Source organism: Serratia sp. DD3, assembly GCF_000496755.2.
Genome location: NZ_AYKS02000081.1, coordinates 1 through 23,717, shown reverse-complemented (window position 1 = coordinate 23,717; position 23,717 = coordinate 1). Strand labels below are relative to the sequence as shown.

Here is a 23,717-nt window from a genome sequence, read left to right as displayed (position 1 = left end):
GGGGAGAGTTGATTTCGCGATTAAATATTGATTAACGCTGTATCCATAATCAATAAAAATTTTTTTGTTGGCCCGAAAAATAGAGTCTCAGGGAAGAGACTAATAGCGGTTGAAAAAACAAAAAAATGAATTTTCAATGGGTTAAATAATATCTTGGTGTCATCGTTGAATAACAAGGGTGTGATTCTGGTGGCACCGAGCACAGATAAAAATAACCAAGAGGGAAAGTTATTGAATGGCACAAGTCAAACTTACTCAGATCACAAAAATTTATTCTAACGGTTTTCAGGCCATACAGAATCTTAACCTGACGATTAATGATGGGGAATTTATGGTGGTAGTTGGCCCATCGGGATGTGCCAAGTCGACTTTGCTACGTATGATTGCGGGTTTGGAAGCGAGTAGTGCTGGTGATATTGAGATAGGCCATCAACGAGTTAATGACTTGCCACCGAAAGATCGCGGTATTGCCATGGTATTTCAAAACTATGCACTGTATCCACATATGAGTGTGTATGAGAATATGGCATTTGGCCTACGCCAGCAAAAGATCGACCAAATTGAGATTAAACGTCGTATCGAGCATAGCGCTGAAATGCTCGATATCACTCATTTATTGAAATCCAAACCCGGCGAGATATCAGGCGGACAGCGTCAACGTGTCGCGTTGGGGCGAGCAATAGTCCGCAAGCCCAAAGTTTTTCTCTTCGATGAGCCACTTTCTAATTTGGACGCCAAACTGCGCATGACGACGCGGAGTCATATTGCCCAGTTGCACCGTAATTTACAAGCTGAAGGGCAGCAGGCAACCATGATCTATGTGACTCACGATCAAGTCGAAGCGATGACGTTGGGTGATAGAATATGTGTATTGAATCATGGCAAGGTGATGCAGGTGGATACCCCTTTGCGACTCTATCAATACCCTGCCAACCGTTTTGTGGCGGGTTTTATTGGTTCACCTGCCATGAATATGTTTCAGGTGCAGCCAGTGATTGATCATGGGGATATCAAGCTTAACCTGAGTAGTGGGGAAACCTTAACGTTACCCAAAGAGAAAGCAGAACAATGGGGTGATAGAGGAACACAAAATGTTTGGCTGAGTATTCGCCCTGAGCATATTACTTATCATGAGTCCGAACCTGCGGTTAGGGAGAATGCGATTACTGCGGTCTTGGAGTCGGTGGAAGTGATGGGTAATGAAAATTATCTTTATTTGCGACATGGAGCCGAGCGTATCGTGGTGCGGAGTCTTTGTTATCCTTCTACTGCAAAATTGGCGGGTCATCCGGTAACGTTGATATTTGATATGAATCAGTGTCATCTGTTTGATGCTCAGACTGAACAGTCCTTATTTGATTGATGACGGGTAAATACCCGTCATCAACCCAATTGCCGCAACCCCGCTAGGGGGAGCCTCAGGGACGAGGCCAGTTATTGCAGCCCACACCTCGGCCCCTTGACGTATGAACAGTATGAAAAGTCTCGATACGGTCCCCTGATTTATAACCAGAAGCGGGGGCTGTTGTCCTCAAAATCATGCAAGTGAACGGTAATTTGCTCCTCGCTTAGCAAAACAACCCCATATTGTGCCGGTTCATGGCTGCCGGGTACCTTACCTTGAGCTCTGAGATCAAGTGCCACCTGGTGATTGGTACCGCGCAATGTAGAGAATGAAATCCCACGCCATGAGCCACTGATCGGGCGATGCAAATGACCAAAGAAAATATGCCGGATCCGATCCAGATGGGGTTGAATGGCAGAAGTGAATGGCACGGTATCCAGCAGCGATATGTTGTCCATCGATGGGATCCCAACAGCGAACGGTGGGTGATGCATAAACAGCAATGCCGGGCGCGGGTCCCGGGTAAGTTGTTCCGCAAGCCACTGTGAGCGTTGTTCACAGAAAACGCCATAACTCACGCCTGGGGCGTGAGTATCAAGAAACAGCGCATTAAAACCGCCGATATCGACACGGTATTGAATGAATCCGTGGGCATCGGTCGGTGTGTGGGGAAAGTGTTCGCGAAAAAGATCTCGCTGATCATGGTTACCAATGATCGGGTGCACTGGCATCGGCAACCGCGAGAGCTGCTGTGCTAGTTGTTGATAAGCCTGCGGGTGACCAGCGTGAGTTAAGTCACCCGTGACGACACACAAGTCAGCATCGGCATGTTCTTGCAGGATACTGTCGATGCAGCGCCCTAAGCGCTGGTTCGGGTCGAGGCCATAGAGTAGGTGATTGGCCTCGACCAAATGGGTGTCAGTAATGTGAATAATCTTGGTCATCGTTTATCCTTGTGAAGCAAGTATCACTGTGGCAGCAGGGCTTGCACATCAGTTGCCATATTATCAAGAGCCGTTTTGGCTGGCGTGCTTTTGGCGACAACGGTCTGCAAGTGATCTTTGATCACATCGGTAATCTTAAGCCCATTCTCCCCCGGGAAAGCATACCAGCCGGTGAGCAGTGTGAGCTGCTTGATGGCGGTCATATGGTTTGGGTTGGCTTCGTAGAATGGCTTGAGTAACGCAGGATCATTGACCGGTAAGGTATTCGCAGGGAAATAGCCAGTCTCTTTTACCATGATGGTACTGCCAATAGGGCCAGTGGCAAACTTGATGTATTCCCAAACGGCCTTCTGCTTAGCAGGATCTTTGGTAAACATCATCACGGCATTACCGCCGGCTGGCAGTCGTCCTTGCGGGGAGGAGATCGGGAATGGCGCGGTACGGACTTCAAAGCGCGAACCCACTTGCTTCATAACACCACCAAGACGGGATGTGGAATGAGACCAGATGCCCAGATTGCCAGAAAGAAAGTCTTGTAGTGAAATTTTAGAGTTCACGTTGCGCATGGTGCCTTCGGTCACCATATTGGCGAGCGTCTGTATGGCAGCCTGACCAGGAGCCTGGTTGAATGCCACGGTTTTCTCGCTGGCGTCTAGCATGCTACCGCCATAGGAGAAGACCAGGGCTTGCCACATCCAGTTACCGGTAATGTCCCAGTCGAAATGAAAACCATGGGTATTGGCTGTCGTTGCTTCTATCTTGCGTGACAGGGCGAAGATGCCGTCCCAGGTTGTCGGGAATTTATCGGGATCACCACCGGCTTTACGTACCAGATCGGCGTTGTAGTAAATAATAGGGGTGGAAAGCGAGAAACCAATGCCGACTTGCTTGCCATTAACCTGGCCTAGGGAGAGGAGTGCGGGGTCATAACCCATCTGAGACCAATTTTTTTCCTGCGCGATAAACGGTTCAAGGTCTACAGCAATACCTCGGTCGGCAAAAATACGTTGCCGGTTTAACCCTTGAAAAGAAACATCAGAGAGTTGCCCGGTCACTGCCTGACGCAATGATTGTTGAGTAGCCGCTTCGTAATCTGGTGTGGGAGCAAGAAAGCGAACCTTGTATTGCGGGTATTTCTCCATAAAGTCATGGGCAATTTTTTCGTGCACCGGCTTGAACATATCAGGGATCGGGTAATCAACCACAATCTCTGTGGTTTGTGCTGCTGCCGAAGCAGAGTGCAATAACGTCATAGCCAAGCCAGTGAGAAGAAAACGACTTTTTATTGACATGGGAAAGCTCCTGGTAAAAGTGAAAGAGTGCTAAATAGAGACTCAAGGCGATTCAGGCAGCAGGGCAACACGGGGGTGTGTTTCTGAAAACTGCTGCGTTTTAAATGCCAAGGAATAGCGAAGATCCATTACCCTTTAACGCCGGATAAGGTCACCCCATCGATAAACCGTTTTTGCGCGATGATAAACAGCAACAACAGCGGCGCTGTAATCATGACTGTACCGGCCATCAGTGGGCCGTAATGAATACCGGCTTCCTCATTACGAAAGAACATGGTGCCCAGTGGTGGGGTGGCCAATTCGGGGCTGGATATCACCAGTAGAGGCCAGAAATAGTCATTCCAGTGAGCCACCACCGAAAAAATAGAGAAAGCCAGCAAGGCGGGTAGGGCTGCGGGCAACATAACCCGCCAGACTAAGCCGATTTCGCTCATACCATCGAGCCGTGCCGCATGTATCAGGTCATCGGGAATGGTTTTGAAGAACTGACGCATGAGAAAAATACCAAAGGCGGAAAGCGTGAAGGGCAGCACCAGTGCCGCCAAGGTATCGAGCAGGCCTACCCAGTGGAGCATGACATAAAGCGGAATGGCAATCGCCTGGTAAGGGATCATCAACGCCAGCATCACCAGGCGCCAACCCCATTGTTTGCCACGGAAATCCAGCTTGGCAAAGGCATAGGCGGCGGGGAGGGCCACCACAATCTGCAGCAATAGAATAGCGGTGCAGACCAGAACACCATTGCCTAGATAACGCAGCAGCGGGACTTGCGTCAGCGCCTGAGTATAATTGTCAATAGCGGCCCATTGGGTGGGAAACCAATGGACGGTAGAGGTGAAAATTTCATCTGCAGGCTTGAGTGAGGTCAACACCATCCAGACAAACGGTAACAAAAACAGGACGGCTCCCCCGCCTAAGACAAGATGGCGAAACAGGCGAAACAAGAATGAAGGTCGAGAAGTCATAGCATCGTCACTTGTAGTGGGTTCTGCGCTCCATGGCAGCATGTTGAACCTGGGTGATTACAAAGATGGCAAACACAAACACGACGGTCATGGCGCTGGCGTAGCCCATACGAAAGAAACTGAAGCCTTCGCTGTAAATGGTGTGCAGCAACACCTCAGTTTGTTTATTAGGGCCACCTTGGGTGAGCGCATGTACCGTATCAAAAACTTGTAACGCTCGGATGGCGCAAATAGTCACCACAAACAAGGTGGTCGGCCCAAGCAATGGCCAGGTGATACGAGTAAAACGCTCCCAGGGGTGCTCAATACCATCCAGTGCACCAGCGTGATACAAATCTTTGGGAATGCCCTTGAGTCCAGCCATAAATAGCACCATCGCCAGCCCGGCCATTTGCCAGATACCAATGGCCGCTAACGCATAGAGGGCGGTCTGCCCGTCCTGAAGCCAATTGCGTGGTGCCAAGCCCAGGCTGGTCAATGTTTGATTCACTAAGCCAATACTGGGGTGGAGCAAGAATTGCCAGACGATGGCCATCGCGATCAACGTTGAAGCGGCAGGCAGGAAGTAAGCACTACGGTAGAAGCCGCGGAGTGAATTGTCCGCTTCGATCAGCAATGCCGTTCCCAAACCAATAAGCAGGGAACCACTGGTAACAATAAACAAGTAAAGCAGCGTATTTGCCATAGACTGGCGAAATACAGGGTCACGCCACAAATTGAGGTAGTTGTTCATCCCCACCCAATTTAAAGTTGATGCGCCAAATTGCCAGTCGGTCAGTGATACCAGAGCGACCGCTGACAGTGGCAGAATGAGCAAGGCCACCAACAACACACTGGATGGCGTGAGCAGGAGCAACAGCTGAGAGGTTTTGATACGCATTGTTGCTCGCTAACTGGCTGATTCTAAGAGGAGGGAAGCAACAGGCATTGCAGTCAACTGGGGTAGGACTTGCCAGTTCACGCGCGATCCCTGAGCATCAAAAAGATGCAGATCTTCATACTCGATACGTAATGATATTGATTGACCCGGTTTAAACGCTGGCATATTGGCGGGCAGACAGGCAATCAAGGGTTCTGCATAATTCTCAGCACTGACAGGCATACGCAAGGTCAGAACCTGCTCGGCCCCGGTATATTCGACACTGCGCACCTGACAGGACAATTGCAGGTGAGGGTGACGGGTCGTGGCGGTGTGCAGCGACGGTTGGGCGGCGTTGGGGCGAAAAGCCAACTGGCAGGCGCCACGGATCTCCGAGGTTTGGCCTATAGGTTGCCCCTGTGCCACGACAATTCCCTGGTTATCAACCAGGGCTGGTAAGGTGTTGATGCGTGGTGAACCGACAAAACGAGCCACTTCGAGCGTCACCGGGGTACGGTAAATTTCCTGTGGTGTCCCTAACTGCAATACCTTGCCTTCGCGCATTAGTGCCACGCGGTCCGACATGGACATGGCTTCATGCTGGTCATGGGTAACATAGATAAAGGTTGCCCCCAACGTATCATGCAACTGGCGAATTTCTGCACGCAGTGACTGACGCAGATGGGCATCAAGGTTAGAGAGTGGCTCATCAAATAAAAACACCTGGGGCCGACGAACCATAGCTCGAGCGAGTGCCACCCGTTGGCGCTGACCACCTGAGAGTTCAGCAGGGCGACGAGACCAGAGCGCGTTAAGCCCGAGTAAATCAGCGACCTTGCGTGCTTCACTTTCAATCTGTGCGCGCTGCTTGCGCACCTTACCCGAGAACCAAGAGGCACCGGGTAGACGCTGTAAGGCTGTGAGTTGGCGCATCCACAAGGGGGTCTGGATATTCTGCCCCACGGTCATATGCGGGTAGAGCGCATAGGATTGGAATACCATGGCACAATCACGCTCACCGGGTGAGTGTGTCAGCAGGTTTTCCCCATCCATATGAATGCTGCCACTATCTACCGTCTCCAGCCCGGCAATAAGTTTAAGCAATGTCGACTTGCCGCACCCTGACGCACCGAGTAGCGTTAAAAATTCACCATCACGCACGTGGAGATCAAGATCTTGCAGAATGTGTTGCTTGCCATAACTTTTATTCAATTGGCGAATGTGAAGCTCAGCCATATTGTACCTCTGATGGCATCGGGTGTTTCAGATGTTGCACTAGCGTGTGGTAATGGGAAAAAGCCCACAGGCTGGGTTGTAACTCCTTAATGTGAGTGGCATAACCATAGGTATGAGCGGCAAATGCCACGCCTGCGGCCTCGGCACATTGCGCATCAGCCCAAGAGTCACCGACCATTAATGCTTGACGCGGGTCGCATTGGAGTTGCTCGAGCACCAGCCATAGTGGGTCCGCTGCGGGTTTGGGGCGAGCGGCATCCCCTAACCCAACCAGGACGTCAAAGTAAGACCAGATATTGGCCTGTATGAGTAAAGTACGCGCTGACGCTGGATCCCGGTTGGTACAGACCGCCAAGGAAATACCCAGTGCCCGCAGATCATGCAGCATATGCTCCACGCCCTCGTAAAGGGGGGCACCAATGAGTGCATCAGCGCAGTAACGTTGCTGAAACTTTAATTCAAGTTTGGCAGTTGGTAAGGTCATGCTCAGTTGAGGTGGCTGTAATGCCAACGCCTGAGCAAAAAATGCATGTAAACCTTGACTCAGGGCAGGGCGTAACGCCGCTTGACTCAAGGTTTGTGCACCGGCCTGTTTTAGCACAGCATTGGCACTATTAACCAAAGAAGGCAACGTATCCAGCAAAGTGCCATCCAGGTCGAATACCACTGTTTTAAATTGATGTATTGTTTTCATAAGGGATAAGCTATAAACAAATAGTTTCAGTTTTATTGCGTTTTTTTTTCTTTTATAAGAATAATGATATTTGTGTTTACCTAAGTAATATCCCGCGTTTTATGGTAACCGCCTCCCTTATTTTAGCATTTGCCACCCATCAGAAGATGAAACCGTTGCTAATCAGCACACTGGGCGCATTAATTATGTGAATTAAGCCGCGAGCCAAATCCAACTTTCATCAATTATCCATCCACACGTAACGCAATTGTCATTCATGCTCGACATCATACTCCCGACTTTTGTTGTTATGGAGTATCGGGCATGAACAGCATCGCTGCTTGTAGAGATCATCAAGGGGATAACCTGTCGGAGTTTTATCTATGACATACTTATCTAGACATCCGACCACTTATTCAACACGTTATCAGCAGATTGCCGCTCAGTTGGAACAGGAACTGGTTAACCAATACCGCAGTGGAGATTATCTGCCATCTGAACAACAGCTTGCCGCTCGTTATCAGGTTCATCGGCACACGTTGCGTCGCGCAGTCGATGAGCTGGTAGATCGGGGGTGGCTCCAGCGCCGCCGTGGTATCGGCATTCTGGTGTTAATGCGCCCGCTTAATTATCCGCTGCATGCCAAGGCGCGTTTCAGTCAGAATTTGCTTGAGCAGGGGAGTCATCCCACCAGTGAACGTCTACTTGCCGTACTGCGTCCATGCAACGAGCATATTGCTAGAGCACTGTCCTGTGACGTAGGGGAAACCATTATCCACTTGCGCACCTTGCGCCGGGTAAACGGCATTCCGCTCAGTGTGATCGACCACTATTTTCCCGATCTAGACTGGTGGCCCGCATTGCAACAGTTCCACAGCGGTTCATTACATCAATTTATCCAGCAACATATCCACCAGCCACTGACCCGTTCTCAAACGCGTATCAGCGCACGCCGTGCGCAGGCCAAAGAGAGTCATTTGCTAGAAATAGCCACCCACGCCCCCTTGTTGTGTGTGCGCACCCTGAACACCTGTACTGGCAGTGATCGGGTGGCGGAATATTCCGTCACACTGGCGCGCGCCGATATGATTGAACTCACGATGGAGCACTGAATGCAAGCCTTACAGCAGAGACAACGCTGGATGTCGGTGCTGGCACATAGCCAGCCCGCCCAGTTGCGCAGCCATTGGCAGGCACTGAATCTTTCGCCAAGTTACCACTGCTTGCGTGCACCGGAGATTGGCCTGGCCCAATTGCAAGGGCGGATGGGGGCCACAGGCCGCCGCTTTGTACTGGGGGACATGACTGTCACCCGCTCAGTAGTGCAACTGGAAAACGGTGGTCAGGGTTACAGCTATATCAACGGGCGTGACAAAACCCATGCTGAGTTGTGTGCACTGATTGATGCTTTGTTGCAACAGCCGGGCAGTTATGAATTGCTGCAACAGCAGTTAATTGAACCGCTGGCGGCATTGCAACAGGAACAGCGCCAGTTGCGTGCCCGTTCTGTTGCTGCCAGTCGGGTCGATTTCTTCACCTTGGTACGAGGGGACTAAGCCATGACGTTACTGAGTGGTTTTGAGCAACCGATTGAGCAGTCTCAACAGGCGTTTCGTTTGATTTTAAAAGCATTAAGCGAGCCAGGTCATGAAGTGATACTACAAGGGGGGCCAGCGTGGGGGACGTTGAACGCCGCGAGTACCGCCGTACTGTTGACACTGGCTGATCAGGAAACACCGCTTCAACTTTCGGCGGAATTAAACAATGAGCAAGTGCTCAGCAATATTCGCTTTCACACAGGCGCACCGCTGGCGGCCAATCACACTGAGGTCAGTCTGGCATTGTTTGATGAACAGTTACAGTCTGCTGATTTGCAGGTATTACCGCACGGCAGTGAGGTTTCGCCAGAGCACAGTGCGACGCTGGTGGTACAGCTTAGCACCTTGGTGGGCGGCCCAAACCTGCGTTTGACTGGTCCGGGTATTGAAAAAGAACGCAACATCTCGCCGCCACTGCCAGCGGCGCTGCGGGATTATCTACTGAAGCGGCCACATCGTTTCCCGCTTGGCCTGGATATTTTACTGACCTGCGGTGAATGCCTGATGGCGCTCCCGCGAACCACCCGTGTGGAGGAGTGCTGATGTACGTTGCGGTAAAAGGGGGCGAAAAAGCCATTGAGGCAGCCCATCAATTGCAAGAAAACCTGCGGCGTGGCGATGAAAGTGTGCCTGAGCTCAGCACAGAACAAATCACGCAACAACTTGGGTTAGCGGTGGAACGGGTGATGACCGAAGGGGGCATTTATGACCGTGAGTTGGCGGCGTTGGCAATCAAACAGGCCAGTGGTGATCTGGTTGAGGCCATCTTTCTGCTGCGTGCCTATCGCACCACATTACCGCGTTTGGTGGTGAGTGAACCCTTGGCCACTGCCAATATGCGGTTGGAGCGGCGGATCTCAGCGGTTTACAAGGATTTGCCCGGTGGGCAGGTGCTTGGCCCGACTTATGACTACACCCATCGGCTGCTGGATTTCGCCTTGCTGGCAGAGGGGACAACGCCCCCTGCACCACAAGGGGATGAACCACTACCGGAAAGTTGCAACCATGTATTTGATTTGCTCTGTCAGCAGCAATTGGCGCAGGCCGAGCAAGACGATGGCAGCACGCCGGACGACATTACCCGTAACCCGCCGGTCTACCCCTGTTCACGTTCAGCCCGTCTGCAACAGTTAGTGCGCGGAGACGAAGGTTTTCTGTTGGCGTTAAGCTATTCCAGTCAACGTGGTTATGGCCGCAACCACCCTTTCGCCGGGGAGATCCGTAGCGGTTGGGTGACGGTTGAAATCGTGCCCGAAGAGCTTGGTTTCCCGATAGACATTGGCGAGATCCTGCTGACCGAGTGCGAAACGGTTAACGGCTTTGTCGACCCACCCGATCAACTGCCGTATTTCACCCGTGGCTACGGGCTGGTGTTTGGCCGTTCGGAGCGTAAAGCCATGGCGATGGCGATGGTGGATCGTGCCCTACAAACCGCCGAATACGGCGAAAGTGTCGCTAGCCCAGTGCAGGATGAGGAGTTTGTATTGGCGCATGCCGATAACGTGGAAGCTGCTGGTTTTGTTTCCCACCTCAAACTACCGCATTACGTTGATTTTCAGGCCGAGCTGGAACTGCTCAAGCGCCTGCAACAGGAGGCCCGCGATGAATGACATATTGACCGGCTACAACCTGGGCTATCTGGATGAGCAGACCAAACGCATGATCCGTCGCGCCATTCTGAAAGCGGTGGCGATCCCCGGTTATCAGGTGCCGTTTGGTGGCCGTGAAATGCCGATGCCTTACGGCTGGGGCACTGGCGGTATACAGATCACTGCCAGCATTATTGGCCGTGCCGACGTGCTGAAGGTGATTGACCAAGGGGCTGACGATACCACTAATGCGGTATCGATCCGCCGTTTTTTCCAGCGGGTAGCCGGTGTGATGACGACGGAACGCACGCCTGAGGCAACGCTGATCCAGACTCGCCACCGCATCCCGGAAACGGCCTTGCAGGCGGATCAGATCCTGATTTATCAGGTGCCTATTCCGGAACCATTGCGCTTTATTGAACCGCGAGAAACTGAAACGCGCAAGATGCATGCGTTGGAGGAGTACGGTGTGATGCAGGTGAAGCTGTATGAGGATATCGCTCGTTATGGGCATATCGCCACCACCTATGCTTACCCGGTGAAGGTGAATGATCGCTACGTAATGGACCCTTCGCCCATTCCGAAATTCGATAATCCGAAGATGCATATGATGCCAGCATTGCAACTGTTTGGTGCTGGGCGTGAAAAACGCATTTATGCTTTGCCACCGTTTACCAGAGTTGAAAGCCTGGACTTTGATGATCACCCGTTCAGTGTGCAGCAGTGGGATCAGCCTTGTGCGCTATGCGGTTCGCGCCATAGTTACCTGGATGAAGTGGTGCTAGATGATCAAGGCAACCGCATGTTCGTGTGCTCAGATACCGATTTTTGTCAGCAACAACTTGATCAACAGGGACAACACTGATGGCTGCCAATGTTTTGAGTTCTACGCCGTTGCTGGCGGTCAACAACCTCACCCATCTGTATGCACCGGGTAAAGGCTTCAGCAACGTATCGTTTGATATCTACCCCGGTGAAGTATTGGGCATTGTTGGTGAATCCGGCTCAGGCAAAACCACGCTGCTGAAATCGATTTCTGCCCGCCTGGCACCGCAGCAGGGGCGGATTTTATACAGCCCGCAAGGTGATCAGCAACAAGACTTGTACGCCATGGCAGAGAGCGATCGCCGCCGTTTATTGCGCACCGACTGGGGCGTGGTGCATCAACACCCGCTCGACGGTCTGCGCGCCCAAGTGTCTGCTGGTGGCAACATTGGTGAACGCCTGATGGCGATTGGTCAACGCCACTATGGCGAGATCCGCCAGCAGGCCAGTCAATGGCTGGAGGATGTGGAGATCCCGGTATCACGCATCGACGATCTGCCCACCACTTTTTCTGGCGGTATGCAGCAGCGTTTACAGATTGCCCGCAATCTGGTGACCCACCCCAAGTTGGTGTTTATGGATGAACCAACGGGGGGACTGGACGTTTCCGTGCAGGCGCGCCTGCTGGACCTGTTACGCAACCTGGTGGTGGAAATGCAATTGGCGGCGGTGATCGTCACCCACGATCTCGGTGTCGCCCGCTTGCTGGCCCATCGGCTGCTGGTGATGAAACAGGGGGAAGTGGTGGAAAGTGGCCTTACCGACCGCGTGCTCGATGATCCGCACCATCCTTATACCCAGTTGCTGGTCTCTTCGGTGCTGTCGTAACACAGGTGACATGATGACGATTAAAATTCGGGTTGAACACCTCAGTAAAACGTTTGTTCTGCACCAACAGTATGGCACCCGCCTGCCTGTATTGCATGATGCCAATCTGACTGTCCGTAGCGGCGAATGCGTGGTGTTGCACGGTCATTCCGGCAGCGGTAAGTCGACCTTGCTGCGCTCACTGTACGCAAACTATCAGCCGGACAGTGGCCATATCTGGGTGGAACACCAAAATGAATGGATTGAACTGGTACAGGCCGAAGCCAGGCAAATTCTGGCGGTGCGCCGCCATACCATCGGCTGGGTTAGCCAGTTTTTACGGGTGATCCCGCGTATCAGTGCGCTGGAAGTGGTGATGCAACCGCTGCTGGAGTCCGGCATCAGCCGTGATGAATGCCGTGAACGTGCCAAAGCCTTGCTGAGTCAGCTCAACGTGCCACAGCGCCTGTGGCAACTGGCACCCTCCACCTTCTCCGGTGGCGAACAGCAGCGGGTGAACATCGCCCGTGGTTTTATCAAGGATTACCCGATCCTGCTGCTGGACGAACCCACCGCCTCCCTCGACAGCCGTAACAGTGCAGCGGTGGTGAGGCTGATCGAACAGGCCAAGCAGCGCGGTGCGGCGATTGTCGGTATTTTTCATGATGAGGGCGTCCGCCAGCAGGTGGCCGACCGGTTATACGATATGCAGGCACCGCAAGTGCTGGAGACCCCATGATTATCAATAACGTCAAACTGGTGCTGGAAGATCAGATTGTTTCAGGGTCACTGGAAATGAGCGATGGCCTGATCCGTAGCTTTGCCGAGACCCCGAGCCAACTGCCGCAGGCGCTGGATGGTCAAGGTGGTTGGCTGTTGCCTGGGCTGATTGAGCTGCACACTGACAATTTGGATAAATTTTTCACCCCACGGCCCAATGTGGACTGGCCAGCACACTCGGCGATGAGCAGCCATGATGCACTGATGGTCGCAAGCGGCATCACCACGGTACTGGATGCGGTGGCGATTGGCGATGCACGCGATGGGGGGCACCGGCTGGAAAACCTGCAAAAAATGATTGATGCAGTGGTTCATAGTCAGCAAGCCGGGGTGAACCGTGCCGAACATCGGCTACACTTGCGCTGCGAACTGCCAAATGAAAATACCCTGCAGCTATTCGAACAACTTATGGATAAACCGGGGGTGTCCCTGGTTTCACTGATGGATCACTCACCGGGCCAGCGTCAGTTCGCTTCCCGAGAAAAATACCGTGAATACTATCAGGGTAAATATCATCTGAGTGACCAGCAGATGAGCGAGTTTGAACATGATCAGGTCCATCTGTCTCAACGTTGGTCTACGCCTAACCGAGAGGCGATTGCCGCCCACTGCAGGGCGCGAAATATCGCCCTGGCCAGCCACGACGACGCTACCGCAGAACATGTGGCGGAGTCCTGCGCATTAGGCGCCGCCATAGCCGAATTCCCCACGACCGAAGCCGCTGCTCGTGCTTCACACCAGCAGGGGTTGCAGGTCCTGATGGGGGCGCCCAATATCGTGCGTGGCGCCTCCCACTCCGGCAATGTGGCAGCGCATCATCTGGCTGCGCTGGATGTACTGGATATTCTCTCTTCTGATTACTACCCGGCCAGCCTGCTGGATGCGGCGTTTCGCCTCGCCACTGATGATCGCAACGGATTCACTCTGCCGCAGGCGGTACAACGGATCACTCGTAACCCGGCACGGGCGTTAGGATTACGCGATCGCGGCCTGATCGCCGAAGGATTGCGGGCAGATCTGGTGCTGGCACGACCACACGGTGAGCATATCTACGTACAAAACGTCTGGCGACAAGGCAAACAGGTATTCTGATGGCCTACCTTATTTACCTAATGGGGGCTTCAGGTTCTGGCAAAGATAGCTTGCTGGAACTGTTGCGCGCAGAGACCACCGCAGGGCCGCTGGTGGCACACCGTTACATTACTCGTCCAGCGGAGCTGGGGGGCGAGAACCATATTGCGTTAAGCGAAGCGGAATTCATGCATCGCCGAGCTCAAAAATTGTTCGCGCTTGATTGGCAAGCACACCAATATCACTACGCCTTGGGTATCGAAATTGATCTTTGGTTACGACAGGGAAACGATGTGGTAGTCAACGGTTCGCGGGCGCATCTGCCGCAGGCCCTAAGCCGTTATGGTTCGCAGTTACTCCCGGTCTGTTTGCAGGTTTCACCTACCGTGTTGCGCCAGCGTCTGGAACAGCGTGGGCGAGAGAATGTCGCGCAAATTGAGCAACGGCTGTTGCGAGCCGCCAACTATCAGCAGAGTTTACCAGTGAGCTGTCACCGTTTGGACAACAATGGCTTTCTGGCTGAAACCCTCGATGCGCTGCTGAGTTTAATGGAAAAACAACCACAGGAGACCTTGCTATGAGCTTACTGGCCCAACCGAAAATAGGGAAAAACGTCACCCTTAACCGTAGTCAACTCGGCCAATATGTGCATCTGGCGGATGACGCGGTTCTTGAAGAAGTCGAAATAGGGGATTACACCTACACGGCAGGACATAATCAGATTTTTTACGCCACGATCGGCAAATTTGTTTCTATCGCGACTTATGTCCGTATTAACCCGGTGAATCACCCGACCTACCAGCGAATTGCCCAGCACCATTTCACTTATCGTGCTTCTGAGTATGGGTTAGGTGAAGATGATGAGGCCTTGTTCGACTGGCGGCGTGGGCAGCATGTCACCATCGGTCATGACGTATGGATTGGTCATAATGCGGTCGTGATGCCGGGGGTGACGATTGGTAATGGTGCGGTGATCGGTAGTGCGGCGGTCGTCACCAAAGACGTGGAACCTTATTCGATAGTCGTCGGGGTTGCTGCCAAGAAGGTCGGCATGCGTTTTGATGATGCCTTGATCGAACGTATCGAACGTAGTCAGTGGTGGCATTGGGACCACGACCTGCTGCGTGAACGGCTGGCAGATTTTCGCGATATAGACAGTTTTGCCGCGAAGTATCTGTAAGTTTACGCCCCAGTAATGGGGTAGATGTGGGGTATAAGGTGAGGATAGCATCATGAAACTGACCTTTCTTGGCACCGGTGGAGCCCAGCAGGTGCCAGTATTTGGCTGCGAATGCCTGGCTTGCCAGCGAGCACGAAGTATGCCGGCGTTTCGGCGGCGGTCATGCAGTGCCATGCTGCGCTATCAGGGTGAAACAACGTTGATTGATGCTGGATTAAACTCGCTGGAGCGGCGCTTTGCAGCAGGGGAGATCCAGCGTTTTTTGCTGACGCACTACCATATGGATCACGTTCAAGGGCTGTTCCCGTTACGTTGGGGGTGCGGCGATACTATTCCGGTTTATGGCCCGGCGGATGAACAAGGCTGTGACGATCTGTTCAAACACCCGGGTATTCTGAGCTTTCAGCCATCGCTGTTGCCGTTTGAGACAGTTGAATTAGGGGGATTGGCTATCACGCCATTGCCATTGATTCATTCCAAACTCACCCACGGCTACTTGATTCAGGCTGCTGGAAAAAGATTGGCTTACCTGACCGACACCGTTGGCCTACCACCAGAAACCACACGTTATTTACAACAGGTCACACTCGACTTGTTGGTGCTGGATTGCAGCTTACCGCCGCAACCACAAGCGCCGCGCAACCATAACGACCTGACTCGTGCGGTGGAGATTCAGCAATGTTTGCAGCCGCATCGCACACTATTAACACATATCAGTCATCAGTTGGACTTGTGGCTCATGAGTAACCAACTGCCGCCCGGTATGGAGTTGGCGTTCGACAATCTCACCATCAGCTTCAGATGAGGATCATTTTCTGTTCATAATATCATCACAGTGCTGTCATCAAGGTATCGGTTAATAGAGTCCTATACTGATTCGTCATTAAACTAGAGATATCACATGGTTCAGGCATTGTTAAAACTGGCACAGACTGATTATCCAGAACAACGAATTGTTCCTTTACGCAAAGTGCTATCCGTCAAAGGGCTTGCCAAGTCATACACCTCTCAACAATATGTCCTTGATGACATCAATTTTGATTTACATGCTGGTGAGTTTGTCGCGGTGATTGGCCGCTCAGGGGCCGGTAAATCAACGCTGTTACATACGCTGAATGGGACTATTCCTGTCAGCAGTGGTGAGATGCTGCATTTTGATGACAACGGAGCTACGCAGGATATCGCGCAGCTCACTACCCGCCAGATGCGCCAGTGGCGCGCACGTTGCGGGATGATTTTCCAGGATTTTTGCCTGGTACCACGCCTGGATGTGATCACCAACGTTTTGCTTGGTCGCTTGAGTGAGACTTCCACGCTGAAATCCTTCTTCAAAGTGTTCGATGATGCTGACCGCGCACGAGCGATCGAGTTACTACAGTGGTTGAATATGCTGCCGCATGCGTTACAACGTGCCGAGAATCTCTCCGGTGGTCAGATGCAGCGTGTGGCTATTTGCCGAGCTTTAATGCAAAACCCGAAGATCCTGCTGGCCGATGAACCGGTTGCTTCCCTCGATCCCAAAAATACCCGCCGAATAATGGAAGCACTGAAAAAAATCAGTGAGGACGATATTGCGGTGATGGTTAACCTGCATTCAGTGGAACTGGTAAAGGAATATTGTACGCGAGTCATCGGGATTGCTCAGGGGAAAATTATTTTCGATGACCATCCATCACAACTTAATGAGTGGGTTTTGCACCAACTTTACGGTGAAGAAATCAATCAGATTCATTAATCACCTCAAATATTATATTCACTTTTATTTTTATAAGGATATACGTCATGAAAAAGGTATTTAAACTCGCCAGTATCGTGGTTGGCGTAATGATGGTATTTAAAGCTGGCGCAGCAGAGATGCCAAAAGTATTAAATCTGGGGATCATGGGTGGTCAAAATGCTACCCAACAAATTGGTGACAATCAATGTGTGAAAGAATTTCTGGATAAAGAATTAAATGTGGATACTAAACTGCGTAATTCTTCTGATTACGCCGGCGTGATTCAGGGACTGCTCGGCGGCAAGATCGACTTGGTGTTTGGTATGTCACCTTCTTCGCTTGCCTCGGTCTATATTAAAGACCCAAAAGCCGTTGAATTGATTGGAATTGGCGTAGATGACGTTGACCAATCCCGCGGCTATTACTCGGTGGTGGTGGTTAAAGCCGATAGCCCTTACCAGAAACTGGAAGATCTTAAAGGGAAATCCTTCGGTTTTGCTGAACCTGACTCCACTTCGGGTTTTTTGGTGCCTAATCAGGTATTTAAAAAGCAGTTCGGTGGGTCGGTAGACGATAAATATAATAATTTCTTTTCCAGTGTGACCTTTTCTGGTGGCCATGAGCAAGACATCTTAGGTGTGCTGAACGGTCAATTTGAAGGGGCTGTAACTTGGACTTCGATGGTGGGTGATCACGATACCGGCTATAGCAGTGGTGCTTTTGGCAGAATGATCCGCATGGATCACCCTGACCTGATGAAGAAGATCCGTATTATTTGGCAATCACCACTAATCCCAAATGGCCCGGTATTGGTGCGTCAGGCACTGCCTGCTGAGTTCAAAGGTCAATTGATTGCTGCTATCAAAAAGTTGGATAAAGAGAACCATGAGTGTTTTATCAAAGCCATGGGAGGTAAACAACACCTTGAAGATGTCAAACTGGCGGAATACCAGACCATTATTGATATGAAACGCGATCTGACAAAAGGCGAACGTTAAGCATTTTCCCCCACCTTGCTCTTTCTTTAACCGAGAGGGCAGGAGTGGGGGAAGATTATCAACTGTTTCAACATGATGGGAAGCTATTTTGAACACCGACTTTTTACAGTATTACCACCGTATCCGCAGCAAACAAAAGCGTGAAGCGTTGTTCTGGTCACTCGGGTTGGCAGTACTCTATCTTGGTGCAGGCAGGGTTGCTGAATTCAGTTTGTATACCGTGTGGACTTCTATCCCTCATTTTTTTGACTATTTGGCAGAAACCCTGCCAAACCTGCACTGGCAAGTGCTATTTGCCAATGGCAGTACTAAGGGCTCCTTAGCTTACTGGGGCTATCGTCTGCCTATCCAATTACCACTGATTTGGGAAACCATCCAACTGGCCTTTGCTGCTACCCTATTTTCCACTTTTGCAGCGGTCATATTGGCTTTTCTGGCGGCTAAAAATACTCACCGACTGACCAGTCTACGCCTGGCTATTCGGACTCTGGCCGCATTTTTTCGTACCATGCCAGAGTTGGCTTGGGCGGTGATGTTCGTGATGGCATTCGGTATCGGGGTGATCCCCGGTTTTCTGGCGCTTGCATTACATACCATCGGCAGTTTGACCAAACTGTTTTATGAGTCAATCGAAACCGCTTCAAACAAACCCGTGCGAGGCCTGAGCGCTTGTGGAGCCACACCGTTGCAAATTATGCGTTTTGGTCTGTGGCCGCAGGTTAAACCGGTATTTTTGTCCTACAGCTTCATGCGCCTGGAAATCAATTTCCGTCAATCCACTATCCTTGGCCTGGTTGGGGCTGGCGGGATAGGTCAGGAACTGATGACGAATATCAAACTTGACCGTTACGATCAGGTCAGCATGACGTTGTTATTGATTATTGTGGTGGTATCACTACTGGATTATCTATCGGGTGAACTGCGTAAACGCGTCGTAGAGGGGAAACAATGATGTCCGTTCAAGCACCATCTGCTGCCGCACTGCAATTGATTAAACAGCAGCATGCGGAGATTTTTGCTTGCCAAGGCCGCTATTTGCGCCTATTAGGCATTATCGCCACGGCTATTGTGCTGTACTACGTGTTCTTTTTTCTGTTCTTCGGCATTCCCTGGCCTCAGTTTATCGCCGGTTGCCAACAGATTGTCCGCTATTTTGCACGGATGTTTGTCTGGCACGATTTTGTCAACTGGCCTTTTATGTATTACTTCCAGCAGATATTTATCACCATTGCTATCGTTTTTGCCGGTACGCTTACCGCTTCAGTGATTGCCTTGCCGCTGTCGTTTTTTGCCGCCCGCAACGTGATGTCATCCGCTTTGTTGCGGCCGATAGCCATGCTGGTTCGCCGTTTGCTCGATGTCCTACGGGGGATTGACATGGCTATCTGGGGGCTGATTTTTGTGCGGGCTGTGGGAATGGGGCCGCTGGCGGGGGTATTGGCGATCCTGATGCAGGATCTTGGTTTGCTGGGTAAGCTGTATGCCGAAGGTCACGAAGCGGTGGAGAAATCGCCAAGCCGTGGCTTGACGGCGGTCGGGGCTAACAGTTTACAAAAACATCGCTATGGTATTTTCACTCAATCGTTCCCGACCTTTCTCGCGCTGAGTTTGTATCAGATTGAATCCAATACGCGTTCTGCTGCGGTACTGGGTTTTGTCGGGGCTGGCGGGATCGGTTTGGTCTATGCGGAAAATATGCGGCTTTGGAACTGGGATGTGGTGATGTTTATCACCCTGCTGCTGGTGGTCGTCGTGATGATCATGGACAAGATATCTTCAATCCTGCGCAATAAATACATTCAAGGGGAAGAGATTCCACTTTATGCAAACAGATAGGATATTTAATCTATAATTTTGTTAAATACACGGCTTACTATTTAACCGTGTTGGCTAAAGTGGCGTAATCGGCAGAAAAATCGCGCCAAGGGGAAAAGTAAGTTGCGGTAGTGCGCTGATGCGGTAGATACTCGTTTCTGATCACACTGAGTGGGGTGTTTACCACGCCCCACCAGTAGTAATTCGGAGCCTTTATATGAACCCCTCTTTGTTATCTATCCCTTGTATGACCCTGCAGGGCGAATGCAAAACGCTGGCAGACTTTCCCGCACGGGTTTACCTGGTGGCCAACACTGCCAGCCAATGTGGTTTTACCCCACAGTATCAAGGGTTAGAAAACCTCTGGCAGCGCTACCGCGAACGTGGCTTGGTGGTGCTTGGGTTTCCCTGTAATCAATTTGGTAAACAAGAACCGGGTAATGCCCAAGAGATCGCCGACTTCTGTAGCCTGAATTACGGCGTTAGTTTTCCACTATTCAGCAAGATTGACGTTAACGGTGCCGATGCCCACCCGCTGTTCCGTGAGTTGAAGCGCAGAGCCCCGGGAATGTTAGGTAGCCAGCGCATCATGTGGAACTTCACCAAATTTCTATTTACTGCCGATGGCGATCAAATCATGCGTTTTGCCCCGCTCACTAAACCAGAGAGCTTGTCAGAGCACATCGAAAAGCTGCTTTAGCTTGAGCAGGAGATCTCCAGATGCTTGCCCCAGTCTGGCGGTAACGCCGCCAGATCCTCATACTGCGGGTCATCAGCAAAGGGTTGTAGCAATGCCTGGTGCAGCCGAGCCAGTTTGTTCACGTCATCCTGTTCCGCTGCCTCGATTGCCTGCTGAGCCAGATAATTACGTAAAATTAACTGCGGATTCACCGCCTTCATGGCTTGCTGACGCTCGGCATCGCTCACTTGTTCTTGCTGCAAGCGCAGGCGGTATTGCTGATACCAATGATCAAACCCAGCGCGATCGATAAACTCATCCCGCAACGGGGAGTGCTTGTTTTGCTGTTCAACCGCGCTCAATAAACGGAACGTACGCGTATAGTCACGCCGTTCCTGCGCCATCAGATGCAGCAGCTCAGTCAGCAACTCGTTGTCTTGGGTAGAGGATGTTAACAAGCCCAGCTTGGCACGCATCTGTTGACCATAAGCCTGCATTAACGCCGGTTCATAGGCAGCCAGTGCGGTTTGTAACTGCTCGGTGGTCATCAGGCCGGAAAGCGTTTGTGCCAACCGGTGCAAGTTCCACAGCGCGACGGCGGGTTGATTATCGAAAGCGTAACGCCCCTGATGATCCGAGTGATTGCAGATATAATCCGGCTGGTAATCATCAAGGAAACCATAAGGCCCGAAATCCAGAGTCAGGCCGAGGATCGACATGTTATCGGTATTCATCACCCCGTGGGCAAAGCCGACAGTCTGCCAATGGGCAATTAAACGTGCGGTCCGTTCGACGACATCAGTAAACCACAGCCAGTAGCGCTCATTTTCTTCGGCCCATTGTGGCCAGTGATGAGCAATCACAAAGTCTGCCAGTTGCTTCACCTGCTCTGGCTGCCTGCGATAATAAAAATGTTCAAAGTGACCAAAGCGGATATGGCTTTCTGCTACGCGTAGCAGCATCGCCCCCCGCTCAGGCTGTTCGCGAAATACCGGTTGTTCACTGGTGACGATGGTCAGAGCCCGTGTGGTGGGGATCCCCAAGTGATGAAGCGCTTCTGAAGCCAGAAATTCGCGGACAACCGAACGCAGCACCGCCCGGCCATCACCCATACGGGAATAAGGCGTCAAACCGGCTCCTTTCAGGTGCCAGTCCATACTGCGGCCATCCGCCAACGTCTGTTCACCCAATAAAATCCCGCGGCCATCGCCTAACTGCCCGGCCCAAACACCAAACTGGTGACCACTATAAACCTGTGCCAGCGGCTGCATACCTGGCAACAGGGTTTCACCTGCCCAAACGGGTGTTTTTTCCGGTGTAAACCAACTGTCATCCAAACCTAATTCACCGGCCAAGGGTTGGCTGTGGTACAGCAAACGGGCCCCGTTAAGTGGCGTAGGATGCAACTCGGTGTAAAAACCGGATAACTGCTGATGATAGCTATTTTCAAACTGTGGCATAAGCCCTCCATTACCTTCAGTGTAGAGCCTGAACAGGCAGATTAATACGGAGGAGTTGTAGGGATAATGCGTAGCAGGCTGTTAAGCACTGAACGTTGCCGAATAGCTCATATCATCGGAAAGAGGTTTCCATCAATATGTGAAAGAGTTGTTTGGTTGTGATAATGGCAGTAGTAATAATGGATTAAATGGAATCTTATTATTTGAAATAATCCTTATAATTAATAGAATGAATATTATCTTTTAAATAATTCGAGTCATTTGAAGTGTGACGAGTATCAATGTATATACACTAAATAATTCGAGTTGCAGGACAAAACGCAAAGCGTTTTGAACAGCGCTTGCGCTGGCCCTTTAGTGCGAGGCCTTGTGCCGAGTAACGCGGCAACGCAGAGATAAATCGGTCAGGAACCGATTTAAACAACGCTTGCGTTGGCCCGGAGGGTGAACCTCATGGAAGAGGTTCATTAATCCCCAGGAGCTTACACTGGTAAGTGACTGGGGTGAGTGAGGAAAGCCAACACACATGCAACTTGAAGTATGACGAGTATAGCTCCCTGGTTTTCCTGTTTTTTTTAGGTAAATTCCTAATGAAAACCGAGAGGCCATTTGTATACAGCCCGCCCGTTGGTCGCACTAAAGAGATGGCAGGGCAGATACCCGAGGCCAGTTGCCACTCTTTTCCATCATGGCAGTATGGGAGATGTCGATGGTCACCAGGCCGAAATGCAAAAAACCCGCTCAGTTGCCTAAGCGGGGTTTTCTAAATTTGGCTCCTCTGACTGGACTCGAACCAGTGACATACGGATTAACAGTCCGCCGTTCTACCGACTGAACTACAGAGGAATCGTGTGAACGGGGCGAATAATAGCGGGGCGAATTGCCTTTGTCAAAGCTCTAACATGGGTGCAACGTGCGTTTGCTGACAGATTGAACATATTGCCTTGTTTTTCGACATGGTAACTCAAGTTAAATCAAAATCATGCAGGGGACTTATCACACGGCCCTTGCTCAGGCTTGCACCAGAACAAGGTCTGGTCAGCATCATTCACACTTGTTATGGCGGTCATCTGGAGATATTGAATCCGCGCCGTACTCTACCGCCAAAACTAATCAGGGTTAAATCAAAATCATCCCACCTTACAGTGCAAAAATCATACGTTTTACTAAACTAATACATAAATGTCTAAGTAATTCGCGGCAACCTTTGTTTTCCTTTTTCCCTTTTCTTTTATTAATCCGGGTGAATGGCTTACCACTCGTAAGGCTCAAGCCTTTTTTGATGTTTTTCTCAATGGGTTAAGGGGAAGAGGGCAATGCGTATCGTGAGTGATGAAGCAAAAAATAATCCAGAGTTTTGAAGACAATTTTACAGCAGCAATGCGTGTTGTTTATGGCCATTAAAAAAGTATTTCATGCTAACTCTTCATAAAAATAAGTTTTTTAATTGCACTTATGCTGGCAACTGCGAGGTGATTAACGATGAATAAGATCTATAAAGTCATTTGGAGTGCAGTTTTACATACTTGGGTAGTGGTCAGTGAGTTGGTCAGTCTACATAAAAAATCTGCCACCGTAGGCTTTGGGCCATCACAAGCGCAGGGTACGGTGCTTAGAGAATGTGATAATTCAATCAATAATAAGAAGATACTCACTTTGTCACCATTAGCGTTATTACTCAGTGGCGTTTTGTTGTTGGTGGGACCTTGCTCTGTATCCGCTGTTGATATGACTGCTGGGGGGAATGGGGGGGGGCGAATAGCGGTATAGGTGGCTCCAGTTCCGCGACAGGTACCGGTAGCAATGGCAGTAGCACGTCTCAAACTAGAGGTGGTGGTGGCGGTGGTGCTGGCGTTATCGGCGGTAGAGGGGCTACTGTTAATG

25 protein-coding genes and 1 tRNA gene are annotated in these 23,717 nt (G+C 51.0%); 18 read left to right on the top strand and 8 right to left on the bottom strand.

Going from position 1 to position 23,717, the window contains the following annotated elements; translation table 11 throughout:
• Positions 1–235 precede the first annotated feature (235 nt).
• On the top strand, positions 236–1,363 hold the full coding sequence (locus IO95_RS16000) for an ABC transporter ATP-binding protein (protein WP_023490938.1): 1,128 nt from the start codon (positions 236–238) through the stop codon (positions 1,361–1,363).
• Positions 1,364–1,503: 140 nt separating this feature from the next.
• Here the strand turns inward: IO95_RS16000 and IO95_RS15995 are convergent, their stop codons facing one another.
• From IO95_RS15995 to IO95_RS15970, 6 genes are all read right to left on the bottom strand, one after another.
• A complete protein-coding gene (locus IO95_RS15995; RefSeq protein WP_023490939.1) occupies positions 1,504–2,289 on the bottom strand; it encodes a phosphodiesterase in 786 nt (261 codons plus the stop codon).
• Between the two features lie 23 nt (positions 2,290–2,312).
• Complete coding sequence (locus IO95_RS15990; RefSeq protein WP_023490940.1) at positions 2,313–3,581, bottom strand: ABC transporter substrate-binding protein; 1,269 nt, start codon at positions 3,579–3,581, stop codon at positions 2,313–2,315.
• Between the two features lie 128 nt (positions 3,582–3,709).
• A complete protein-coding gene (locus tag IO95_RS15985; protein WP_037386079.1) occupies positions 3,710–4,546 on the bottom strand; it encodes a carbohydrate ABC transporter permease in 837 nt (278 codons plus the stop codon).
• 7 nt (positions 4,547–4,553) lie between these two features.
• Positions 4,554–5,426, bottom strand: coding sequence for a carbohydrate ABC transporter permease (locus IO95_RS15980; RefSeq protein ID WP_023490943.1), 873 nt, complete (start codon positions 5,424–5,426; stop codon positions 4,554–4,556).
• Between the two features lie 9 nt (positions 5,427–5,435).
• Positions 5,436–6,641 carry an ABC transporter ATP-binding protein gene (locus tag IO95_RS15975; protein ID WP_023490944.1) on the bottom strand — a complete coding sequence of 402 codons (1,206 nt, stop codon included), beginning with the start codon at positions 6,639–6,641 and terminating at the stop codon, positions 5,436–5,438.
• Positions 6,634–7,335 carry an HAD family hydrolase gene (locus IO95_RS15970; protein ID WP_023490946.1) on the bottom strand — a complete coding sequence of 234 codons (702 nt, stop codon included), beginning with the start codon at positions 7,333–7,335 and terminating at the stop codon, positions 6,634–6,636. The genes IO95_RS15975 and IO95_RS15970 overlap by 8 nt, the downstream gene beginning before the upstream one ends.
• 362 nt (positions 7,336–7,697) lie before the next feature.
• On the opposite strand from IO95_RS15970, the gene phnF reads away from it, so the two are divergent.
• From phnF to IO95_RS15890, 16 genes are all read left to right on the top strand, one after another.
• Positions 7,698–8,426: a phosphonate metabolism transcriptional regulator PhnF gene (gene phnF, locus IO95_RS15965; RefSeq protein ID WP_023490948.1), complete on the top strand. Its 729-nt coding sequence runs from the start codon at positions 7,698–7,700 to the stop codon at positions 8,424–8,426.
• Positions 8,427–8,870: a phosphonate C-P lyase system protein PhnG gene (phnG, locus tag IO95_RS15960; protein ID WP_023490950.1), complete on the top strand. Its 444-nt coding sequence runs from the start codon at positions 8,427–8,429 to the stop codon at positions 8,868–8,870. It begins immediately after the preceding gene.
• Between the two features lie 3 nt (positions 8,871–8,873).
• The gene (gene phnH / locus IO95_RS15955) at positions 8,874–9,455 is read left to right on the top strand and encodes a phosphonate C-P lyase system protein PhnH (RefSeq protein ID WP_023490951.1); all 582 of its coding nucleotides are present in this window, start codon (positions 8,874–8,876) and stop codon (positions 9,453–9,455) included.
• Positions 9,455–10,522, top strand: a complete 1,068-nt coding sequence (locus IO95_RS15950) for a carbon-phosphorus lyase complex subunit PhnI (RefSeq protein WP_023490952.1) — start codon at positions 9,455–9,457, stop codon at positions 10,520–10,522. Before phnH ends, IO95_RS15950 begins: the two co-directional genes overlap by 1 nt.
• Positions 10,515–11,366: an alpha-D-ribose 1-methylphosphonate 5-phosphate C-P-lyase PhnJ gene (locus IO95_RS15945; RefSeq protein WP_023490953.1), complete on the top strand. Its 852-nt coding sequence runs from the start codon at positions 10,515–10,517 to the stop codon at positions 11,364–11,366. The genes IO95_RS15950 and IO95_RS15945 overlap by 8 nt, the downstream gene beginning before the upstream one ends.
• Positions 11,366–12,154 carry a phosphonate C-P lyase system protein PhnK gene (gene phnK / locus IO95_RS15940; RefSeq protein ID WP_023490954.1) on the top strand — a complete coding sequence of 263 codons (789 nt, stop codon included), beginning with the start codon at positions 11,366–11,368 and terminating at the stop codon, positions 12,152–12,154. The genes IO95_RS15945 and phnK overlap by 1 nt, the downstream gene beginning before the upstream one ends.
• Positions 12,155–12,167: 13 nt before the next feature.
• Entirely contained in the window at positions 12,168–12,872 is a 705-nt protein-coding gene (gene phnL, locus IO95_RS15935; protein WP_023490955.1) for a phosphonate C-P lyase system protein PhnL, read from the top strand.
• A complete protein-coding gene (gene phnM / locus IO95_RS15930; RefSeq protein WP_023490956.1) occupies positions 12,869–14,005 on the top strand; it encodes an alpha-D-ribose 1-methylphosphonate 5-triphosphate diphosphatase in 1,137 nt (378 codons plus the stop codon). The genes phnL and phnM overlap by 4 nt, the downstream gene beginning before the upstream one ends.
• A complete protein-coding gene (gene phnN / locus IO95_RS15925; protein ID WP_023490957.1) occupies positions 14,005–14,565 on the top strand; it encodes a ribose 1,5-bisphosphokinase in 561 nt (186 codons plus the stop codon). Before phnM ends, phnN begins: the two co-directional genes overlap by 1 nt.
• A complete protein-coding gene (locus IO95_RS15920; RefSeq protein WP_023490958.1) occupies positions 14,562–15,164 on the top strand; it encodes a DapH/DapD/GlmU-related protein in 603 nt (200 codons plus the stop codon). The genes phnN and IO95_RS15920 overlap by 4 nt, the downstream gene beginning before the upstream one ends.
• A 52-nt stretch (positions 15,165–15,216) precedes the next feature.
• Positions 15,217–15,969 carry a phosphonate metabolism protein PhnP gene (gene phnP / locus IO95_RS15915; RefSeq protein WP_023490959.1) on the top strand — a complete coding sequence of 251 codons (753 nt, stop codon included), beginning with the start codon at positions 15,217–15,219 and terminating at the stop codon, positions 15,967–15,969.
• A 96-nt stretch (positions 15,970–16,065) separates the two neighbouring features.
• Positions 16,066–16,899 (top strand): phosphonate ABC transporter ATP-binding protein, encoded by an 834-nt coding sequence (gene phnC / locus IO95_RS15910; RefSeq protein WP_023490960.1) that lies wholly within the window; start codon positions 16,066–16,068, stop codon positions 16,897–16,899.
• A gap of 47 nt (positions 16,900–16,946) precedes the next feature.
• Positions 16,947–17,879, top strand: coding sequence for a phosphonate ABC transporter substrate-binding protein (phnD, locus tag IO95_RS15905; protein ID WP_023490961.1), 933 nt, complete (start codon positions 16,947–16,949; stop codon positions 17,877–17,879).
• Between the two features lie 88 nt (positions 17,880–17,967).
• Entirely contained in the window at positions 17,968–18,831 is an 864-nt protein-coding gene (phnE, locus tag IO95_RS15900; protein ID WP_023490962.1) for a phosphonate ABC transporter, permease protein PhnE, read from the top strand.
• Positions 18,828–19,715 carry a phosphonate ABC transporter, permease protein PhnE gene (gene phnE / locus IO95_RS15895; protein ID WP_023490963.1) on the top strand — a complete coding sequence of 296 codons (888 nt, stop codon included), beginning with the start codon at positions 18,828–18,830 and terminating at the stop codon, positions 19,713–19,715. The genes phnE (IO95_RS15900) and phnE (IO95_RS15895) overlap by 4 nt, the downstream gene beginning before the upstream one ends.
• Before the next feature lie 196 nt (positions 19,716–19,911).
• Positions 19,912–20,394: a glutathione peroxidase gene (locus tag IO95_RS15890; RefSeq protein WP_023490964.1), complete on the top strand. Its 483-nt coding sequence runs from the start codon at positions 19,912–19,914 to the stop codon at positions 20,392–20,394.
• Here the strand turns inward: IO95_RS15890 and IO95_RS15885 are convergent.
• Positions 20,391–21,833 (bottom strand): YdiU family protein, encoded by a 1,443-nt coding sequence (locus IO95_RS15885; protein WP_023490965.1) that lies wholly within the window; start codon positions 21,831–21,833, stop codon positions 20,391–20,393. The two genes, IO95_RS15890 and IO95_RS15885, sit on opposite strands and share 4 nt — an antisense overlap.
• Before the next feature lie 770 nt (positions 21,834–22,603).
• Positions 22,604–22,679, bottom strand: a tRNA-Asn gene (locus tag IO95_RS15880).
• A 636-nt stretch (positions 22,680–23,315) separates the two neighbouring features.
• Between IO95_RS15880 and IO95_RS15875 the strand changes: the two genes are divergently transcribed.
• Positions 23,316–23,603 (top strand): ESPR domain-containing protein, encoded by a 288-nt coding sequence (locus IO95_RS15875; protein WP_023490966.1) that lies wholly within the window; start codon positions 23,316–23,318, stop codon positions 23,601–23,603.
• Positions 23,604–23,717: the final 114 nt, after the last annotated feature.

Coding starts and splice junctions, on each gene's coding strand:
- phnC (WP_023490960.1), top strand. CDS start 16,066: ATGGTTCAGGCATTGTTAAAACTGGCACAGACTGATTATCCAGAACAA.
- phnL (WP_023490955.1), top strand. CDS start 12,168: ATGACGATTAAAATTCGGGTTGAACACCTCAGTAAAACGTTTGTTCTG.
- IO95_RS16000 (WP_023490938.1), top strand. CDS start 236: ATGGCACAAGTCAAACTTACTCAGATCACAAAAATTTATTCTAACGGT.
- IO95_RS15885 (WP_023490965.1), bottom strand. CDS start 21,833: ATGCCACAGTTTGAAAATAGCTATCATCAGCAGTTATCCGGTTTTTAC.
- phnD (WP_023490961.1), top strand. CDS start 16,947: ATGAAAAAGGTATTTAAACTCGCCAGTATCGTGGTTGGCGTAATGATG.
- IO95_RS15945 (WP_023490953.1), top strand. CDS start 10,515: ATGAATGACATATTGACCGGCTACAACCTGGGCTATCTGGATGAGCAG.
- IO95_RS15920 (WP_023490958.1), top strand. CDS start 14,562: ATGAGCTTACTGGCCCAACCGAAAATAGGGAAAAACGTCACCCTTAAC.
- phnE (WP_023490963.1), top strand. CDS start 18,828: ATGATGTCCGTTCAAGCACCATCTGCTGCCGCACTGCAATTGATTAAA.
- phnG (WP_023490950.1), top strand. CDS start 8,427: ATGCAAGCCTTACAGCAGAGACAACGCTGGATGTCGGTGCTGGCACAT.
- phnM (WP_023490956.1), top strand. CDS start 12,869: ATGATTATCAATAACGTCAAACTGGTGCTGGAAGATCAGATTGTTTCA.
- IO95_RS15950 (WP_023490952.1), top strand. CDS start 9,455: ATGTACGTTGCGGTAAAAGGGGGCGAAAAAGCCATTGAGGCAGCCCAT.
- IO95_RS15995 (WP_023490939.1), bottom strand. CDS start 2,289: ATGACCAAGATTATTCACATTACTGACACCCATTTGGTCGAGGCCAAT.
- IO95_RS15890 (WP_023490964.1), top strand. CDS start 19,912: ATGAACCCCTCTTTGTTATCTATCCCTTGTATGACCCTGCAGGGCGAA.
- IO95_RS15970 (WP_023490946.1), bottom strand. CDS start 7,335: ATGAAAACAATACATCAATTTAAAACAGTGGTATTCGACCTGGATGGC.
- IO95_RS15980 (WP_023490943.1), bottom strand. CDS start 5,426: ATGCGTATCAAAACCTCTCAGCTGTTGCTCCTGCTCACGCCATCCAGT.
- phnH (WP_023490951.1), top strand. CDS start 8,874: ATGACGTTACTGAGTGGTTTTGAGCAACCGATTGAGCAGTCTCAACAG.
- IO95_RS15990 (WP_023490940.1), bottom strand. CDS start 3,581: ATGTCAATAAAAAGTCGTTTTCTTCTCACTGGCTTGGCTATGACGTTA.
- IO95_RS15975 (WP_023490944.1), bottom strand. CDS start 6,641: ATGGCTGAGCTTCACATTCGCCAATTGAATAAAAGTTATGGCAAGCAA.
- phnK (WP_023490954.1), top strand. CDS start 11,366: ATGGCTGCCAATGTTTTGAGTTCTACGCCGTTGCTGGCGGTCAACAAC.
- phnP (WP_023490959.1), top strand. CDS start 15,217: ATGAAACTGACCTTTCTTGGCACCGGTGGAGCCCAGCAGGTGCCAGTA.
- IO95_RS15985 (WP_037386079.1), bottom strand. CDS start 4,546: ATGACTTCTCGACCTTCATTCTTGTTTCGCCTGTTTCGCCATCTTGTC.
- IO95_RS15875 (WP_023490966.1), top strand. CDS start 23,316: ATGAATAAGATCTATAAAGTCATTTGGAGTGCAGTTTTACATACTTGG.
- phnN (WP_023490957.1), top strand. CDS start 14,005: ATGGCCTACCTTATTTACCTAATGGGGGCTTCAGGTTCTGGCAAAGAT.
- phnF (WP_023490948.1), top strand. CDS start 7,698: ATGACATACTTATCTAGACATCCGACCACTTATTCAACACGTTATCAG.